The organism is Candidatus Pantoea bituminis (genome assembly GCF_018842675.1).
GTDB lineage: Bacteria > Pseudomonadota > Gammaproteobacteria > Enterobacterales > Enterobacteriaceae > Pantoea > Pantoea phytostimulans.
Map to the genome: position 1 here is coordinate 2313111 of NZ_JAGTWO010000004.1, position 15756 is coordinate 2328866.

General features: G+C 53.1%; 14 protein-coding genes. 2 read left to right on the forward strand and 12 right to left on the reverse strand.

Annotated elements, in window-relative coordinates; genetic code table 11:
* The first annotated feature begins 44 nt into the window (after positions 1-44).
* A complete protein-coding gene (locus KQP84_RS14650) occupies positions 45-632 on the forward strand; it encodes a Maf family protein (RefSeq protein WP_215847074.1) in 588 nt (195 codons plus the stop codon).
* 11 nt (positions 633-643) lie between these two features.
* Here KQP84_RS14650 and rluC read toward each other — a convergent pair whose 3' ends face one another.
* Positions 644-1600 (reverse strand): 23S rRNA pseudouridine(955/2504/2580) synthase RluC, encoded by a 957-nt coding sequence (gene rluC, locus KQP84_RS14655; RefSeq protein WP_215847075.1) that lies wholly within the window; start codon positions 1598-1600, stop codon positions 644-646.
* Between the two features lie 570 nt (positions 1601-2170).
* On the opposite strand from rluC, the gene rne reads away from it, so the two are divergent.
* Positions 2171-5524, forward strand: a complete 3354-nt coding sequence (rne, locus tag KQP84_RS14660) for a ribonuclease E (protein ID WP_215847076.1) — start codon at positions 2171-2173, stop codon at positions 5522-5524.
* A 169-nt stretch (positions 5525-5693) separates the two neighbouring features.
* Here the strand turns inward: rne and flgL are convergent, their stop codons facing one another.
* From flgL to flgB, 11 genes are all read right to left on the reverse strand, one after another.
* A complete protein-coding gene (flgL, locus tag KQP84_RS14665; RefSeq protein WP_215847077.1) occupies positions 5694-6659 on the reverse strand; it encodes a flagellar hook-associated protein FlgL in 966 nt (321 codons plus the stop codon).
* Between the two features lie 14 nt (positions 6660-6673).
* Positions 6674-8317 carry a flagellar hook-associated protein FlgK gene (gene flgK, locus KQP84_RS14670; protein ID WP_215847078.1) on the reverse strand — a complete coding sequence of 548 codons (1644 nt, stop codon included), beginning with the start codon at positions 8315-8317 and terminating at the stop codon, positions 6674-6676.
* 124 nt (positions 8318-8441) lie between these two features.
* Positions 8442-9386, reverse strand: a complete 945-nt coding sequence (gene flgJ / locus KQP84_RS14675) for a flagellar assembly peptidoglycan hydrolase FlgJ (RefSeq protein WP_215847079.1) — start codon at positions 9384-9386, stop codon at positions 8442-8444.
* Complete coding sequence (locus KQP84_RS14680; RefSeq protein ID WP_215847080.1) at positions 9386-10495, reverse strand: flagellar basal body P-ring protein FlgI; 1110 nt, start codon at positions 10493-10495, stop codon at positions 9386-9388. Before KQP84_RS14680 ends, flgJ begins: the two co-directional genes overlap by 1 nt.
* Before the next feature lie 9 nt (positions 10496-10504).
* Positions 10505-11215 (reverse strand): flagellar basal body L-ring protein FlgH, encoded by a 711-nt coding sequence (locus tag KQP84_RS14685; RefSeq protein WP_215847081.1) that lies wholly within the window; start codon positions 11213-11215, stop codon positions 10505-10507.
* A gap of 63 nt (positions 11216-11278) precedes the next feature.
* The gene (gene flgG, locus KQP84_RS14690) at positions 11279-12061 is read right to left on the reverse strand and encodes a flagellar basal-body rod protein FlgG (RefSeq protein ID WP_215847082.1); all 783 of its coding nucleotides are present in this window, start codon (positions 12059-12061) and stop codon (positions 11279-11281) included.
* Between the two features lie 17 nt (positions 12062-12078).
* On the reverse strand, positions 12079-12837 hold the full coding sequence (locus tag KQP84_RS14695; protein WP_215847083.1) for a flagellar basal body rod protein FlgF: 759 nt from the start codon (positions 12835-12837) through the stop codon (positions 12079-12081).
* Between the two features lie 20 nt (positions 12838-12857).
* A complete protein-coding gene (flgE, locus tag KQP84_RS14700; RefSeq protein ID WP_215847084.1) occupies positions 12858-14114 on the reverse strand; it encodes a flagellar hook protein FlgE in 1257 nt (418 codons plus the stop codon).
* A 26-nt stretch (positions 14115-14140) separates the two neighbouring features.
* Positions 14141-14812 (reverse strand): flagellar hook assembly protein FlgD, encoded by a 672-nt coding sequence (gene flgD / locus KQP84_RS14705; RefSeq protein WP_215847085.1) that lies wholly within the window; start codon positions 14810-14812, stop codon positions 14141-14143.
* A gap of 12 nt (positions 14813-14824) precedes the next feature.
* On the reverse strand, positions 14825-15229 hold the full coding sequence (flgC, locus tag KQP84_RS14710) for a flagellar basal body rod protein FlgC (protein ID WP_215847086.1): 405 nt from the start codon (positions 15227-15229) through the stop codon (positions 14825-14827).
* 2 nt (positions 15230-15231) lie between these two features.
* A complete protein-coding gene (gene flgB, locus KQP84_RS14715; RefSeq protein ID WP_215847087.1) occupies positions 15232-15645 on the reverse strand; it encodes a flagellar basal body rod protein FlgB in 414 nt (137 codons plus the stop codon).
* Between the last annotated feature and the right edge of the window lie 111 nt (positions 15646-15756).

Below are 15756 nucleotides of genomic sequence, written 5' to 3' on the forward strand. Positions count from 1 at the left end.
AGTTTAAAATGACTGTCACCAATTCGCTATCAATATTGAAAAAAATGACGGCATCGATTCTTTTAGCATCCACCTCACCCTTTCGTCAGGCGTTATTAACCAAACTCGGTCTGACCTTTGTTACCGATTCACCCAACGTTGATGAAACAGCGTTACCCGGAGAAAACGCCGAAACATTGGTGAAACGTCTTGCAGTGGCAAAAGCCCAGGCGCTGGCAGAAACCTATCCTGAACACTGGATTATCGGTTCAGATCAGGTTTGTGTGTTAGATGGAGAAATTACTGGCAAGCCGCATACCGTAGAAAATGCGCATAATCAATTACGCGCAGCCAGCGGTAATCGCATAACCTTTTATACAGGTTTAGCGTTATACCATCCCAGCAGCCAACGTTTAATCCAGTGTTGCGAACCGTTTATCGTACATTTCCGTGATTTAAGTGACGATGAGATCACAAATTATATAAAGAAAGAACAGCCGCTTCAGTGCGCGGGCAGTTTTAAAAGTGAAGGGATGGGGATTTGTTTATTTGAACGTCTTGAAGGACGTGATCCAAATACGTTAATTGGCTTACCGCTTATTGCGCTCAACGCGATGTTGCGAGAGGCAGGCATCAATCCCTTGCTGGACTGATGCCCAATGCGTCAGCTTTTTTGCTGACGCAGCTTTTCCAGACAACGTTTTAATCCATCATCCAGCGGCGCTTCCATTCGCATGATTTCGCCAGTATTAGGATGCGTAAACGTCAGCGCAGCCGCGTGCAAAAACAGGCGTTTCAGCCCCGTCGATGCCAGCTGGCTATCAAAATCGCGCTCACCGTAGCGATCGTCAAACGCAATAGGATGTCCAGCATGCAGCGTGTGTACACGAATCTGATGGGTTCTTCCCGTTACTGGGCTGGCCTTAACCAATGTCGCAAACTCAAACCGCTCTTCAACCTTGAAACGCGTTTCTGAGGGTTTACCTTCTGCATTCACCCGCACAACACGTTCGCCACTTTGTAAAATGTTTTTGAGCAGCGGCGCCTGCACCACTTTCAGATGCGAAGGCCAGTTGCCACGCACCAATGCCAGATAATCTTTCTGCATGCCTTTTTCACGCAACTGCTCATGCAGCGAACGCAGCGCTGAACGTTTTTTGGCGACCAGCAAAATACCGGACGTGTCGCGATCAAGACGATGAACCAATTCAAGGAAGCGCGCTTCCGGGCGCAACGCACGCAAGCCTTCAATTACGCCGAAGCTCAAGCCGCTGCCGCCGTGCACTGCGGTTCCTGATGGCTTATTCATCACCAACAAATAGTCATCTTCATATAAAATGGCATCGGCCAGCGACGCCACTTTTGCCAGCTTGGGTGAGACCGCATCTTCGTCACGCTCAGCCACGCGTACGGGCGGGATACGCACTTCATCGCCCTCTTCCAGTTTGTATTCGGGCTTGATACGTTTTTTGTTTACCCGCACCTCACCTTTACGGACGATGCGATAAATCATGCTTTTTGGCACACCCTTGAGTTGGGTGCGCAAAAAGTTATCAATTCTTTGACCGGCATTTTCAGCCGTGATGGCGACAAAGTGTACGCCAGGATTCTCTGTTTTCATGGCGGCGATTCTAAATAGTGTCCCCAGATAGCGCCACCCCTTTTTCTGTGCTTAACTCTTTCGTGTTGCTGGTTTAAGCGAATCGGATGCTGTTTTTTTCAACGATGCGCCTAATCACCCGCCATATTAGCGAGTTAAATGTAAAGAAACTTTATCAGGCTGTTAAAGTCGCCTTGCTATATGAAGGTTAGCAATGGAATAATGCTTAAGTTTCTTACCTTGAGAGTTTCAAGGCAGAAAACAGCGAAATTAGTCATTTTGCCGGATTGAGCAGACACGCAGCAATGGCGTAAGACGTAATGCGAAATCAGGCACTTAGCGGGCTGCGGGTTGCGGCCTGGACAGAAGTTTGGAATGCACGGGTTTTCAAATTCTCTCTGGCATTTCCACTATCTGGTGCTGTTATTCCTTATGAAAAACAGGCCACCGACGTTATTTGCGCCCCCGCGCGGTCGACAACCGTGAGATTGACGACATTGCACTCAGTCACGGGGCCATCGGTTGATACTCGTCCAGGGTAACTATGCCCGCAGCTTTAATCACTCATGAAAGAATAACGAGTAAGTCACGATGAAAAGAATGTTAATAAACGCAACTCAGCAGGAGGAGTTGCGCGTTGCCCTGGTTGACGGTCAACGTCTGTACGATCTGGATATCGAAAGTCCCGGACACGAGCAGAAAAAGGCCAATATCTACAAAGGTAAAATCACCCGTATTGAACCCAGCCTTGAAGCTGCGTTTGTCGATTACGGCGCTGAACGTCACGGTTTCCTCCCTCTAAAAGAAATTTCCCGCGAATACTTCCCAGCCAGTTACAACTCACATGGTCGTCCGAACATCAAAGACGTATTGCGTGAAGGCCAGGAAGTGATCGTTCAGATCGATAAAGAAGAGCGCGGCAATAAAGGCGCAGCGTTAACCACCTTTATCTCTCTGGCGGGCAGCTATTTGGTACTGATGCCAAACAACCCGCGTGCGGGCGGTATCTCGCGTCGTATCGAAGGCGACGATCGCACTGAGCTGAAAGAAGCGCTTTCAGCGCTGGAACTGCCAGAAAACATGGGTCTGATTGTGCGTACCGCTGGTGTCGGCAAATCAGCCGAATCGCTGCAGTGGGACCTCAGCTTCCGCATCAAGCATTGGGAAGCGATCAAAAAAGCCGCTGACAGTCGCCCTGCTCCGTTCCTGATTCATCAGGAAAGCAATGTGATTGTGCGCGCCTTCCGCGATTATCTGCGCCAGGATATCGGTGAAATCCTTATCGATAACCCAAAAGTTTTGGAACTGGCACGTCAGCATATCGCTGCGCTGGGCCGTCCCGACTTCAGCAGTAAAATTAAACTGTACACCGGTGAAATCCCGTTGTTCAGCCATTATCAGATTGAGTCTCAGATCGAGTCCGCTTTCCAACGCGAAGTGCGTCTGCCATCAGGCGGTTCGATTGTTATCGACAGTACCGAAGCGCTGACCGCGATTGACATCAACTCAGCGCGTGCAACGCGTGGTGGTGACATCGAAGAAACCGCCTTCAACACCAACCTTGAAGCCGCAGACGAAATTGCGCGTCAACTCCGTCTGCGTGACCTTGGTGGCCTGATTGTTATCGATTTCATCGATATGACCCCGGTTCGCCATCAGCGCGCGGTTGAGAATCGCCTGCGTGAAGCCGTTCGCCAGGATCGCGCCCGTATTCAAATCAGCCATATTTCACGCTTCGGCCTGCTCGAAATGTCCCGTCAGCGCCTGAGCCCGTCATTGGGCGAATCCAGTCATCACGTCTGCCCACGCTGTAGCGGTACCGGCACTATTCGTGATAACGAATCGCTGTCACTCTCTATTCTGCGCCTGATTGAAGAAGAAGCGCTGAAAGACAACACCAAAGAAGTTCACGCGATTGTTCCGGTTCAGGTTGCCTCTTACCTGCTGAATGAAAAACGTGAAGCGGTTAATGCTATTGAGAAGCGTCAGGGTGGCGTGCGTGCGGTTATCGTCCCGGATGATCGGATGGAAACACCGCACTATTCCGTGTTGCGCGTCCGTACTGGCGAAGAGACACAAACCCTCAGTTATCATTTGCCAAAGCTGCATGAAGCAGAAATGGCGATGCCGTCTGAAGAAGAACACGCTGAACGCCGTCGTCCAGAGCAGCCTGCTCTTGCTGCTTTCGTGATGCCAGATGCACCACCAGCGCCCGTTGAAGTTGCGCCTGCAGCGCCAGTTGCAGAAGCGAAACCTGCTGTTAAAGCGGCACCAGAAGCGCAAGCAAACGCAGCAGCCAGCACCGGTTTCTTGGGTCGCCTGTTTGGTGGGCTTAAAAAGCTGTTTGCCGGTGAAGAAACGCCTGCCGCTGCGCCTGCACCTGCTGTTGAAACCGAAACTGAGCCGAAAAAAGCCAGTGACGATGAAAACGGTAATCAGCGCGGCGATCGTCGTAATAACCGTCGTAATAACAATCGTCGCGAGCGTACGCCGCGTAACGGTGATAATGCGCAAGCGCGTGATAACCGCGAACCGCGCGAAAACCGTGAACCGCGTGAGAATCGCGAACCGCGTGAAAACCGTGAGCCGCGTGACAACAATGGTGATAATCGCCGCAACAAGCGTCCTTCAACGCCGAACGACGTGCGCGAAGAGCGTCCAGTCCTGAGCGATGAAGCACGCCAGCAGCGTGATGAGCAGCAGCAGCAACGCCGTGAGCAGCGTGCCGAGCGCCAGCGTCGTCGTCAGGAAGAGAAACGTGCCCAACAGGACGCGCCAAAACCTGTTGAAGTTGCATCGGTTGACATCATTGAAGCTCCCGAAGCGCTGGAAGATGAGCGCGTACAGGTGCTGCCGCGTCGTAAACCGCGTCAGCTTACGCAGAAAGTGCGTGTGGGTGATGCCATCGAGCAGCCGCTGGTTCAGGCTGAAGCGCCAGTCAAGCAAGAAGAAGTGCGCCAGGTTCAACCGCTGATTGAAGCGCCGCAGGTAGAAGAGCAGTTGGATGATACCGAAGGCCGTGACAGCAACAACATGCCGCGCCGTTCACGTCGCTCACCGCGCCATCTGCGTGTAAGTGGACAGCGTCGTCGTCGCTATCGTGATGAGCGTTATCCAACGCAATCTGCTATGCCATTAGAAGCTGCTGCAGCTTCACCGGAAATGGCTTCAGGTAAAGTTTGGGTGCGTTATCCTGTCAGTCAGGCTAATGAAGAGCTGGCGACACAAGATACTCAGAACGAAGCGCCAGATTACAGCCGTCAGGAAACGGCCGCTGCAGTGGCAATTCCAGCTGCAGTTGAATCAACTGAAGCCGTTGCACCACAACAGGAGCCGGTTCAATACGCTGAACCACAAGCTGAAACCCCGGTTGCCATCGTGAATACTGATGACACCACGGCTATCGAAGCGCCAGTTAATGAAGAGCCTTCAGTGATTCCTGCTGCTGCAGAAGCTAAAGCAGAAGTTATTGCTGAGCAGGCAAAACCCGCTGCTCCGGTGATCGAAGCGCCTTCAGTACAGCAACCTGATGCAGTTTCTGAGCCAGCGACCGAAACCGAACGTTCTACTGCGTTCACGGCCCCGGCCACTGAGCAGCCAGCAGAGATTGCTGAGCATTCAGCCGTTGAAGTCAGTCCGCGCCTTGAAGCACAGGTTGAAGAAGTGCTGAATGCGCCAGTTGCAGCGGATGCAGACGTTTCGCCAGTAAGCGAACCGCATGCACCAGTCGCAGCGCGTGATAGCGCCCCTGCTGTGCCAAACGATGGCACTCGCTGGAAGCACTTCGCTTCTGCGCCGATGACCAAGGCACCTGCGCCAATTTGGCAGCCAGAGCCTGTTCGTCATAGCGACTGGGTACGTCCGACTTACCAGTTTGACGGAAGAGGTTCTGCTGGCGGTCACAGCGCAACTCACCAGTCGACTGCGCCGGCCACCAAGCCGTAAGCATTACACATGCATTAAATCCAACCCCGGCACCTGCCGGGGTTTTTTATTGCTTACAACGTGGCGCGGCACATGAAATCACAGACAAAAAAATCCCACTGCCTCTTGTGAAGGCCGTGGGAGAAAACAAGCGCATCCGGTTAAAGTACGCTTAAATTTGCAGGTCAGATTAGGAATTCAGTTGGAACAGCGACAGCTGAGACATATCAGTAAAGGTCTTATACGCTGCCTGAAGTGCAGTCTGCTGCATGGTGTAGCTAGAGATCGCCTGAGTGTAATCAACGTCAACTAAGTCACTCATCTGGGTACTGTAAATCACGTCGCGATCGTCGCCCTGTGCATCCAGCGTATCAAGCTCGGAGAGCTGCGTACCAATCGTAGAACGTACGCTCAATACGTTGTTCAGGGAGTTGCTCAAACCACGGTTGGTTTTATCCATTGCATCCTGAAACGTCTTTTGGGTCGCCTCATCTGCATCAGCTTGCGGCACTTTCAGGGCAGCGATGGCGCTGTCCAGCATGGCAAACAGATTGGTTTCACTGGCGCTACCGTCTGGCTCTGCCGTGGAGTTGCCGGTGATTGACATAAAAATATCATCACCCGTATGGCCAACCGTCATTGTGCGGCTGCTGTCCACTTTCTGCGTGATAGCGTCAGTTCCACCGGCATAGGTCACGCCCGTGGTAGCATCATCAACAAAAGGGGCACTGTCCGTTTTATATCCGGCAAAGATATAGCGGCCATTACCATCTTTACTGTTAGCCTGATTGAGCAACTGTGCACGTATTCCTTCCAGCTGCGTTGCGATTGAGCCACGATCGTCATCACTCAAGGTACCGGTTGAGCCATAAACAATCAGCGTTTGCGCATCCTGGATACTGCTCGTCACGCTGCTTAACGCATTCTCTTCCATCGACAAACCCTGGCTGGCAAAGGTGCGAGCCACAGCATACTGGCTGCTTTGCGCCTGCGTTTGTGACAACACTACCGAGCGCGATGCTGCAATAGGGTCATCAGAAGGATTTGTTACGCGGCGACCGCTGGAAAGCTGTTCGCCGACTTTCAGCCAGGAAGATTGCGAATCGGTAATACCGCGCACCTGCTGGTTAAAGATCATGTTGGTACTGATACGCATAGTGTCCTCTACCCTTAGCGGATGCTCATCAAGGCATCAAAAATGGCGCTGGCGGTTTGCAGCACTTGCGCATTCGCCATGTAATATTGCTGATACTTAGTCAGGTTGGCGTACTCTTCATCGAGGTTAACGCCGGAAACAGATTGCTGGCGATCGGTGAGCTGATTCACTACGTTTTCCTGCGTGGTGCTGGCGGTCTCCAGCGAGCTGGTTTTGTTCCCCACGGTGCTGACGATACTGGCGTAAGCCTGTGCCAACGTCGCGTTGCCGTTCACCACATTAGCATCTTGTAAATCCAGTAGTTTCTGCGCGTTACGGTTGTCGCTTTCACCGCCAGTGGCACCCGCAGCAGCAATCTGTGTTTCATCAGTGATCGCTACCGACATACCCGCGATAACGTTTTGCACTGGCTTCACGACAAAGCTGTCGTTTTTTGCCGCAGTGCCGCTTACGTTCAGCGTCAGGCCATCAAAACTCAGCGTAGTGTCGGTGCCAGAGGTCACAGGCGTTAAGCTGATTTTTACATTGTCAGACGCGCGTGTAGCGGTCCAGTTTGTGCCGTCATAACTTACGGTGTAGTTAGAGGCTTTCAGCGCGCTGCTGTCACTCCACTCCGCTGTCACGGTCGCGCCAGGTTGGCTGTTCTTGCTGTTGCTCAATACGGTCGGGCTGCCGATGTTAAAGAAATCCACACCCTGATCGCCGTTGCTGTCAAAACCTTCTTTATGCACTTCGTTGAAGCTGGTGGTAAACGCCGCCGCCAGTTGCCCCAGCTGGTTCTGCGCCAGATCAAGATCCTGAGTACGGAACGCTAATATTCCGCCCAGCGAGCCGGTAGTCAGCAATTTTTCTGGAATCTCAACGTTGCCCGCGGTTTTATCGACGTAGCCCACGGTGGTGCGGGTTGGATCGCTGCTGGAATTCATCGCCACTAAATCAGTGGATTTGTTGCCATTCACCAGCGTCAGGCCGTTAGCCATGGACACCACGTAAGCGCCATCCTGTTGTGAAACTGACACGCCAACGACGTTATTCAGGTCATTGACCAACTGATCGCGTTGATCGAGCAGGTTATTAGGCGCATCGCCATTGCCGGTAGTCAGTTTGGCAATCTGCTTGTTTAGATCGGCAATCTGCGTCGTGTAAGTATTGATCTGATCAACACTTGAGGTGACATCGGTATTAACGCTGCTTTGCATGTTGGTCAGGTACTGAGAAGTACTCTGGAACTGATTGACCAAACCCTGAGCATAACTGAGCATGGATTGGCGCGCAGAAGGATCATCTGCATTGCTCACCACGTTCTGCAGGTTGGTAAAGAAACTTTGAATAGACGTCGACAGGCTGGTGGTTGAGGTCGACAACAGATCATCGATATTTGAAATCTGATTATATTGCGTATTAACCGCGCTGTAAGTCGCACTGGAGCCTCGCAACTGTGATGTGATGAACTCATCATATTCACGCTGCACACCGCTGATATTTACACCGTTGCCGTAATAGCTGCTGCCCTGCAACGTGCTATTAGCCTGCGCCAAAATAGTGGTTTGACGCGAATAGCCCGCCACAGTGTAATTAGTGATGTTATTGCTGGTGGTGCTTAATGCAGCCTGCGCGGCACTCAATCCGCTCATAGCGGAGTTAATTATGCTGGACATCTCGGTTCCTTACATTCCCCGTCAACCGGGCTGGCAGTCATCAATCTGGGTGCCAACGCGCACAAGCGCCCTTGGCTTATGATGTTGTTATCGGCGTGCTTAAGTGAAACTTGAGGCAGATTTATCAGAACAAATCGTTTAAATCCTGGCTATAAGCCTTGACCACCTTTTCACCCATGTTTTTGAATTGCTGGATCATTCCCACTAATTTTTGGGCATATTTAGGATCGGTAGCGTAACCCGCAGCCTGTAAAGCTTGCGCGCCCTGTTCGGCGCTTGAGGCGTTGGCAACCGCGGCATAGCGCGGGTTATTTGCGATCAGCTTGACGTAGTCGGTTAACGCTTCGAAATAGGAGTTGTAAACGCGGAAGCTGGCGCGCACTTTTTTGGCTTCGCCCTGTTCATATTCTGTGGTCATGATATCGGTGGTTTCACCTTTCCAGCCGCTGCTGGCCTTGATACCGAATACGTTGTAACTCGGCTTACCGTCACGCGTGAGGATTTGGCGCTGCCCCCAGCCTGACTCCAGCGCGGCCTGTGCCAGAATCAGATGATGCGGAATACCACTTTGCTGGCTGGCAGCCTGCGCTGGTTGTGCAAGCTGGGCGATAAATTCACTGCTGTCGCTGGGCAAGTTGGTTGGCGATACCGGTAAACGCGGCATCGCTTTACGCACCATTTGCTCAAGCTGTTGTGCGGGTGGAACGGCGTTCAAAATAAAACTGTTATCCAGTTTCATCGGCACCGTGCCAGCGCTTTCATCGGGCGCTTTGGCGGGCATCATCTGTTTGACGATAGTCTCCGCCAGGCCGAGGCCGCGCTTACTCATTTCCTGCCCAAGCTGCTGATCGTACATTGAAGTGTAAAGCCGCGTCTGATCGTTGCTTAAGATGCCATCTTGCGGTGACGCCTCACGCATGCTTTTCAACATCATCTGCACGAACATGCCTTCCACCTGGCGTGCCACCTGCAACGCTTTGCCTTTCGGATCGTTGCTTGCCTGACGCTTCAGTTCATTCAGTGAGCGGCTGTCGTAAGCCGCATTCATCAGCGATTGGGTATCAACCATTAGATAATTTCCACTTTGGCACGCAGACAACCGGCGGTCTGCATCGACTGTAGAATCGACATCAGTTCGATAGGTGACGCGCCCAAGGCATTCAGTGCACGCACCACGTTGTTCAGGTTGGCGCTGGCACTAACACGCTGCAATGCGCCGCCGCTTTGACGCAGATCGATCTGTGTTTGTGGCGTGACCACGGTTTGGCCGCCCGCCAGTGGCGTATCGGGCTGGCTGACGTTCTGCTGCTGATTCACCGTCACCGACAAGTTACCCTGCGCAACCGCACAGGTATTCAACGTCACTTCGCGATTCATCACTACCGAACCGGTACGCGAGTTGATGATCACTTTCGCGTCTTCAATTGGAATCGCCACATCGATGTTCTGGATCTCGGCCAGCAGACGCACTTGCGCGCCATTATTTGGCGAAACGCGCACCTGCACTGTGCGCGCATCCAGTGGCTGGGCTGCACCATAACCGCCACGTGCGTTAATCGCATCAGCGATACGCTGCGCCATCGAGAAGTCTTCGCTGTTCAGCTGCAGGTTAATGGTGTTCTGTGAGCCGAAATTGCTCTGCAGCTCGCGTTCAACGGTTGCGCCGCTGGTAATGCGTCCGCCGTTCAGCTGGTTAACCTGTACGCTGCTGCCGCCTGCGGATGCACCCGCACCACCGACTAAAATATTCCCCTGCGCCAATGCGTAAACTTGATTATCGACGCCCTTCATTGGCGTCATTAATAGCGTACCGCCACGCAGGCTTTTCGCATTACCCAGTGAAGAAACCACCACATCCAGCGTTTGGCCTTGACGGGCAAATGACGGTAATTTAGCGGTGACCATCACGGCCGCCACGTTTTTCAACTGCATGTTAGTGCCGGTTGGCACGGTAATACCCAACTGCGAAAGCATGTTGTTCACCGTTTGGGTGGTGAACGGCGTTTGCGTGGTCTGGTCACCGGTGCCATCAAGGCCGACAACTAAGCCATAACCCAACAGCTGGTTTTCACGTACGCCCTGTACAGTGGTCAGATCGCGGATACGATCGGCTTGGGCCAGCAGGCTCACGCCCAACAACAAACCTAAACCGAAACGCAGTAGCGTTAACTTTTTCATCGTAACCTCTTACATCGGCGAGATGTTTAAGAAGAAGCGTTGCAGCCAACCCATGGACTGCGCTTCGTTGATATAACCGTTACCGACATACTCAATACGTGCATCGGCGACCGCTGTCGATAACACCGCGTTGCTGGCGCTGATGGTGCGTGGATTCACCACGCCCGAGAAGCGAATGAACTCGGTGCCCTGATTAATCGCGATCTGTTTTTCGCCTACAACGTGCAGGTTGCCATTCGACAAAACCTGATCCACGGTGACGGTAATCGTGCCGGTAAAGGTGTTATTGGCAGAAGCGCCGCCTTTGCCTGCGAAATCATTTTTACCTTCTGCGCTCAGGTTGGCTTTTTCGCCGCTGGCGCCGACTAAACCGGCCAAAGCCGTTGGCACGGTGGACAAGCCAAAGCTGTTGCTGCCGTCACGGCTGGCATTCGCAGAGGAGCTTTTACTGGCGCTGACATTCTCTTGCAGCGTGATCGTCAGCGTATCGCCAATATTGCGTGGGCGACGATCTTCAAACAGCGGCTGGTAGCCGTAGTTCAGGGGCGCGACACCCTGGAAAATAGAGCCGTTCACCACAGGTGGTGCAGAGGGCATTGGCTGCGCCGTAGTGGCCCCTTCAACCAGCGGCGTGCGCGGCACTAATGCGCAACCGTTAAGAGTCAGCAGCAGCGTGGCTACTAACCAATGTCCAGGCTTGAGAATCTGTTGCTTCGCCACGGAGTCACGACCTTATAAATGTCTATTCTTCAGGCCAGCCGAAGCTGGCCGTAATCACCAGCGTTACAGCTGGGTTAATTTCGCCAGCATCTGATCGGAGGTACTGATCGCTTTGCTGTTGATCTCATACGCACGTTGCGTCTGGATCATGGAAACCAGCTCTTCCGCCACGTTAACGTTGGAGGTTTCGGTATAACCCTGATACAGCAGACCGGCACCGTTCTGGCCAGGCGTGCTGTCAGTTGGCGCGCCAGAAGCCTGCGTTTCCTGATAAAGGTTTTCACCTACGCTGTCGAGGCCGGCATCGTTCATAAAGGTGCTCAGCGTTAACTGTCCAACTTGCGCAGCCTGGGTTTGTCCCTGCTGCGTCACACTCACAACCCCGTCACGCGCAACGGTAATGCTGGTGGCGTTTGCCGGAATGGTGATGCCAGGCTGTACTGGAAAACCGGAGTTAGTCACCAGCTGACCGTTTTGATCAACCTGGAACGCACCATCGCGGGTATACGCAGAGGTGCCGTCTGGCATCTGAATCTGAAAGTAACCTTGACCATTAATCGCAATATCTTTCGAGTTGCTGGTCTGCGACAGGTTGCCCTGCGTATGTAAACGTTCGGTAGTCACCGGACGTACACCCGTACCAATCTGTAAACCGGACGGCAGCGTAGTCTGCTCAGACGACTGCGTACCCGGTTGACGCATGGTTTGATACATCAGATCTTCAAACACGGCACGCGAACGCTTAAAGCCATTGGTGCTGACGTTTGCCAGGTTGTTGGCAATTACGTCCATGTTCATTTGCTGTGCATCAAGACCCGTTTTGGCGATCCATAAAGAACGAATCATCTTTTTATCCTCGCGCCTTAGCTGCTCATGTTCAGCAGCTGATTAGCTTTCTGTTCGTTTTCATCGACGTTTGTGATCACTTTCATCTGCATCTCAAAACGTCGGGCGTTGGCAATCATATCGACCATGGTTTCCACCGGCTTGACGTTGCTGCCTTCTAACACGCCAGGCATAACTTGCATGGTGGCATCAGCCTGTAACGCGGCTCCGCGTGTTGCCTGCGTTGCTTGCGTCGGGCGAAACATGCCGTCATCGCTGCGCTGCATCTCTTTTCCAGTGGCTTTCACCAGCTTCAATCGACCCAGCTGTACCGTGGCGTTCGGCGCATCACCGGCGTTCAGTGATGTAATCGAACCATCGGCCGCAATGGTGATCTGCGCGCCTTGCGGGATCACAATTGGACCGCCATCGCCCATCACGGGATTGCCCTGAATGGTTAACGTGCCGTCCGGGCTGGTCTGCATGTTGCCGTTGCGGGTATAAGCTTCGCTGCCGTCAGCGGTACGCACCGCCAACCAGCCATCTTGCTGAACCGCCACGTCCAAAGGGCGCTCGGTGTAATCCATCGCCCCCGGTGACATGTCTGCACCCGGCGTCGACGCTGTCACCAGCGTGCGCGTCGGTAACGACCAGCCATTAACAGGCACCGCACGCAGCGCGTTGAGCTGCGCACGAAAACCCGGCGTTGAAGCGTTGGCGAGGTTGCTGGCGGTAACGGCCTGCTGATCCAGCGTCTGACTGGCGGCACCCATCGCGGTATATATCGCGTGATCCATAGAACAATCCCGTTAGCGAATTAACGTAAGTTAACCAGCGTGTTAAGAATCTGGTCCTGAGTTTTGATGGTCTGGGCGTTCGCTTGATAGTTGCGCTGCGCCACGATCATATTCACCAGTTCCTGGCTCATGTCGACGTTTGAGGCTTCCAGTGCGCCTGCTGTCAGGGAGCCGAAAGTACCGGTGTTAGCCAAACCCACGGCGGCCTGCCCTGAAGAGCTGGTCGCAGACCAGACGTTATCGCCTTCAGACTGCAACCCTTCTGGGTTGGAGAAGCTGGCTAATACGATCTGACCCAGCAGCTGGGTTTTCTGGTTGGAATAGCTACCGGTGATGGTGCCGTCGTCATTAATGGCGTAGCTGGTCAGATCGCCAGGTGCATAACCATCCTGAACAGGGTTCCCAAAGGTGGTGGTACCGGTGTTCTGCTGCGCACTGCCCAACATGCTGAGGGAAATAACCTGGTTCGCTGCTGCACCATTCGCTGCCACAGTGGCAGGCGCGGTTGCGATGTTGATGGTTAAAGGAACCGTGCCATCCGTTGTTGTCGTGCCGCCGCTGGTGATGCTGGTCAGTTTACCGTTGGTATCAAACGCCATGCTGAAATCGCCAGCCGCATCACCGGTGGTGGAGTCGATGGCATGCACGGTCCAGCTATTGGAAGCGGTATCTTTGACGTAGTACATATCCAGGGTGTGATCGTTACCCTGCGAGTCATACACCGTCATGGTGCTTTTAGAGTTATAAGTATCCGCGTTGCTGGCAGAGAAGGTTCCGCCGGTTGGCACGGTATCTGTCGAGTTCAGGTTTGCAACCTGTGTTGCTGTCGTGGTGGCACGCGCAGCCATCTGAGTGGTCGGCACGCTAATCGCTACCGGGTTAGCACCGGTTTGAATCGTTGGCGGTACGCCGCTAGCCGGGTAACCCGTGACGGTCAGGCCTTGGGTGTTCACCAGATTACGGTTTTCGTCGAGGGATAACTGACCATTACGCGAGTAATAAACCGCGCCGCTGGTGTCTGTCATACGGAAGAAACCGTTACCGCTCAGTGCCACATCCAGGCCACGGCTAGTGGTGGTGGTGCTGCCGTCGTTGAAGTTCTGGATCACCGCCGCCACTTTGGTACCGAGGCCGACGTTAGAACCGGCGAACATATCGGCAAACGCAATGGTGCTGGACTTAAAGCCCGCAGTCGCGGAGTTGGCAATGTTGTTACCAATGACATCGAGGTTACTTGAGGCAGCGCCGAGTCCGCTTACCGCTTGGGAAAATGACATGTTTGTTTCTCCTGGTTACAGGTTAATCAGAGAATCTGACGTACTTCGTCAAGGGTGGCGGAGCCCATGGTGCCGAGATCCAGTTTTGTGGTGTCGTCCGTTGTACTTACCCCATTCACATAGGCATAGTTCAGCGGTTGCGCTACCAATTGGGTGCTGCCATTGCTGGCGGCAATTGAAACCGTATATTTGCCATCTGGTGCAGTCGAACCGTCAGTCAACGTGCCGTCCCACGAGAAGGTGTGAACACCAGCACTCAATGCACCGAGATCCACCGTGCTGACGGTGTTACCGCTAGCATCTTTAATGGTGGCGCTGGTCGCCGTAGAAGCGGTGGTCAGTGACACACCAAAAGGTGTGGTGGTGCCGCTGCCGACCAGCACTTGCGAACCATCGACCATCACGCCATGTCCAATCAGCGTAGAGGTTTGCAGCGACTGACTTGTGGTGATCTGACCCGAGATCGAACCCAAAGTAGTGTTGAGTTTTTCAATGCCGCTCAGGGTATTAATCTGTGCCAACTGGGTGGTGAGCTGGCTGTTATCCATCGGATTGGTTGGATCCTGGTTTTGTAACTGCGTTACCAGCATGGTCAGAAACTGGTTTTGTAAATCTTGCGCACTGTTGCCGGTGCTGCTGCTGGATGAGCTCAGGACACTAGGATCCAATGACTCATTAACGCCTACCGAGATACCCATTTTTATTCTCCGTTATTGACCGATCGTCAGGGTTTTCATCATCATCGACTTCACCGTGTTCAGCACTTCAACGTTCGCCTGATAGCTGCGTGAGGCGGACATGGTGTTGACGGTTTCTGAAACCACATCCACGTTTGGCATCTTCACGTAACCCTTCTCATCCGCCATCGGATTGCCTGGGTCATAAACCAGTTTTGCCGGTGACGGATCGTTCACCACTTGCGCCACTTTCACGCCGCCGGTGGCTGCGCCCGGTGCAGCATCGGTCTGGAAAACAACTTGTTTTGCCACGTAAGGTTGGCCATCGGGGCCTGTCACGCTGTCGGCATTAGCCAGGTTACTGGCACTGACGTTTAATCGCTGTGATTGCGCGGTCATCGCTGAGCCGGCAATGTCAAAAATATTCAGCAAGGCCATAATTATTGCCCTTGTAACACGCTCATCATGCCTTTGATCTGGCTACTGATAAGGGTGAGGTCGGTTTGATATTTCAGGCTGTTATCCGCGAATTGCGTACGTTCGCGATCCATATCTACGGTGTTGCCATCGGCGGCGGGCTGATCGGGGATGCGATACAGCAAATCCATCGAGGGCGCTGAGTTAGTTTGTGCTTCTATGTGACGAGATGAAGTGACTTTGAGTGACAAGCTGCTGCCTTCAGCACGCCCGTTCGCCATCACTTTGTTCAACTCGCTAGCAAAGTCGATATCACGAGCCTGGTAACCCGGGGTATCGGCATTGGCAATGTTTGACGCCAGAATCTCCTGACGTTGAGCACGCATGTTGAGGGCTTCGGTACCGAATTTAAGTGCCGCATCCAGTTTGTCGAGCATGCTTCCTCCGCGAATGAGAATTTCGAGTTGGCAGCTTAATCTGGAGAATGCAAGGGCGATCGTCTGAATAACGCCCCAAATCGTCGCTATTTTTGCTCTTGAATATTTTTT

What these genes read in the sequence shown, in the direction of transcription:
- flgD (WP_215847085.1), bottom strand. Translation starts at nt 14,812, where the DNA reads ATGGGTATCTCGGTAGGCGTTAATGAGTCATTGGATCCTAGTGTCCTG.
- flgK (WP_215847078.1), bottom strand. Translation starts at nt 8,317, where the DNA reads ATGTCCAGCATAATTAACTCCGCTATGAGCGGATTGAGTGCCGCGCAG.
- flgE (WP_215847084.1), bottom strand. Translation starts at nt 14,114, where the DNA reads ATGTCATTTTCCCAAGCGGTAAGCGGACTCGGCGCTGCCTCAAGTAAC.
- KQP84_RS14695 (WP_215847083.1), bottom strand. Translation starts at nt 12,837, where the DNA reads ATGGATCACGCGATATATACCGCGATGGGTGCCGCCAGTCAGACGCTG.
- rne (WP_215847076.1), top strand. Translation starts at nt 2,171, where the DNA reads ATGAAAAGAATGTTAATAAACGCAACTCAGCAGGAGGAGTTGCGCGTT.
- KQP84_RS14650 (WP_215847074.1), top strand. Translation starts at nt 45, where the DNA reads ATGACGGCATCGATTCTTTTAGCATCCACCTCACCCTTTCGTCAGGCG.
- flgB (WP_215847087.1), bottom strand. Translation starts at nt 15,645, where the DNA reads ATGCTCGACAAACTGGATGCGGCACTTAAATTCGGTACCGAAGCCCTC.
- flgC (WP_215847086.1), bottom strand. Translation starts at nt 15,229, where the DNA reads ATGGCCTTGCTGAATATTTTTGACATTGCCGGCTCAGCGATGACCGCG.
- flgG (WP_215847082.1), bottom strand. Translation starts at nt 12,061, where the DNA reads ATGATTCGTTCTTTATGGATCGCCAAAACGGGTCTTGATGCACAGCAA.
- flgL (WP_215847077.1), bottom strand. Translation starts at nt 6,659, where the DNA reads ATGCGTATCAGTACCAACATGATCTTTAACCAGCAGGTGCGCGGTATT.
- KQP84_RS14680 (WP_215847080.1), bottom strand. Translation starts at nt 10,495, where the DNA reads ATGAAAAAGTTAACGCTACTGCGTTTCGGTTTAGGTTTGTTGTTGGGC.
- rluC (WP_215847075.1), bottom strand. Translation starts at nt 1,600, where the DNA reads ATGAAAACAGAGAATCCTGGCGTACACTTTGTCGCCATCACGGCTGAA.
- flgJ (WP_215847079.1), bottom strand. Translation starts at nt 9,386, where the DNA reads ATGGTTGATACCCAATCGCTGATGAATGCGGCTTACGACAGCCGCTCA.